The organism is Thermovenabulum sp., from assembly GCF_049701175.1.
Classification (GTDB): Bacteria; Bacillota; Thermosediminibacteria; order Thermosediminibacterales; family Thermosediminibacteraceae; genus Thermovenabulum.
Genome location: NZ_JBNATW010000061.1, coordinates 1 through 1,705 on the forward strand (window position 1 = coordinate 1; position 1,705 = coordinate 1,705).

A 1,705-nucleotide genomic window follows, 5' to 3' on the forward strand; every position below is an offset into this window, starting at 1 on the left:
GATCGCGTCAAGTATTTTTAGGTTTTTTTAAAACTCACCATCTCACCACAAGATGAGGAATTAAAAATTTTTTATATGCATTGATATCGTTTTTAAAGTAATTGCCAAATATTTCCATTATATGGTTGCAATTATCCTCCCTTTTTCATCTATCAACCTTTTTAGTTATATATAGTTATAGTGTTATTTGCTGTAATAATGACTTTATTACCATACTTGTAAATGTCTTCTTGTTTAGCAAAATTGGTAAGTCCCGTATATTCCCATATTTTTCATTTATATTTTTTATTCTTTGTTTTGCCTTGTATAAAGTAGTCTTTGGTAATTCTACAGGCTTTAAATCCTCAAATCGTTGCTTTATTATCATTTCTTTAACCGATATGCCGCTTGCTTTTACCGCCCTTAATTGTGCCATCTTATGAGCCCCTATTTTACTCCACGATAATGGCCCCCTCGACAGCCGCTCAGATAATACATGGCTTACATGGCTTTCTGCACTGCATCCTGTTATTTCCCCTTTGTATAAACTGTAGGAATATATCCCTTCCCAATTATTTTTTATGTAATCTATGCATTTTGTTACCAGATTTTTATCCCCTTCTCCTTCGTATTCATTGTATTTTTGTATTAATATTCCTATAACTTTCTCTTTATCCCCTTTAAATATTTCTTTCCATAATGCCCTCTTTAGTTTTTTGTCATCCTTTAAAGCCATTGTTATATACTTTTGTAAATGATAAAGGTCTAACACATATACAGCATTGGGTAAATACGTTGCCCCAAATTTTATCCAAGCCGCTCCATCTCCAGATATGTATATGCGTTCTATATGATCTTCTTCGTAAGTATTCTTTATGTATTCCCATACCTCCTCCCATAATTTTTCTACCCTTTCTCCATCATATACACCTGAAAAATACTTGGGATTTATCAATTCATTCCTATCTTTTGCTGCGATTCTTTTCCCTTCATGAACGTATACCAGTTTTACTATTCCTGATTTCCCATTTTGATAATGAATATGATCTTCATCGGCTTCTATATAAAGCACCTTTATTCTTTTCTTTGCTGCAGATTCTCCATAAGTTTTAATCTCATCTATCTTTCTCAGGGTATTCATTACCGTCTGGCGGCTTATATGACATTCAGCACCGTCTCTCTTAATTTCCTGGGTGCTTTTTTCATATGACATCATTGTCGATAAATCCGTTATTTCAGCTTTTAATGCCACATCTATCCTCTCATATTTTTGTATACCAGCAGCTCTATCTGCAAGATAAGCTTTTTCCCCTGTTTTTTTATCTTCATAATATCGCCTTTTGTATGTTACATCCCCAAATTTCGTCGTTATAGTCCTTTCGCAGTCCTTCTGGACTACTCTCCAATTTTCCCTCTCTTTTTTATCTTTATATATTTTTTCATCAAGTTCTTGCAATACTATCCTGCATATTTCCTTTCCTAAATCTTTCAGTAATTTTTCAAGTTCAATTTCAAATTCAGGAAAAGTATATTCCCCTGTAAGTAAACCTAAAATTTTTTCTGCACAAAGGAGGAATGTTTTAAGTATGCATAGAATTATTTCCATAAAGACCTCACCTTCCTGTTGAGTTTTTTTAAACTCATCCTGCGGGAGGATGGTGAGGTCTTTTTTCTACATTTTTTCTGCTTTTTCCTCCTTTTTGACCTAAAAATATTTTACACTATC

1 protein-coding gene is annotated in these 1,705 nt (G+C 33.2%); it reads right to left on the reverse strand.

The features are described 5' to 3' along the window. Positions 1–175: 175 nt before the first annotated feature. Positions 176–1,585: an ISLre2 family transposase gene (locus tag ACPLVF_RS12000; RefSeq protein WP_424597443.1), complete on the reverse strand. Its 1,410-nt coding sequence runs from the start codon at positions 1,583–1,585 to the stop codon at positions 176–178. Positions 1,586–1,705: the final 120 nt, after the last annotated feature.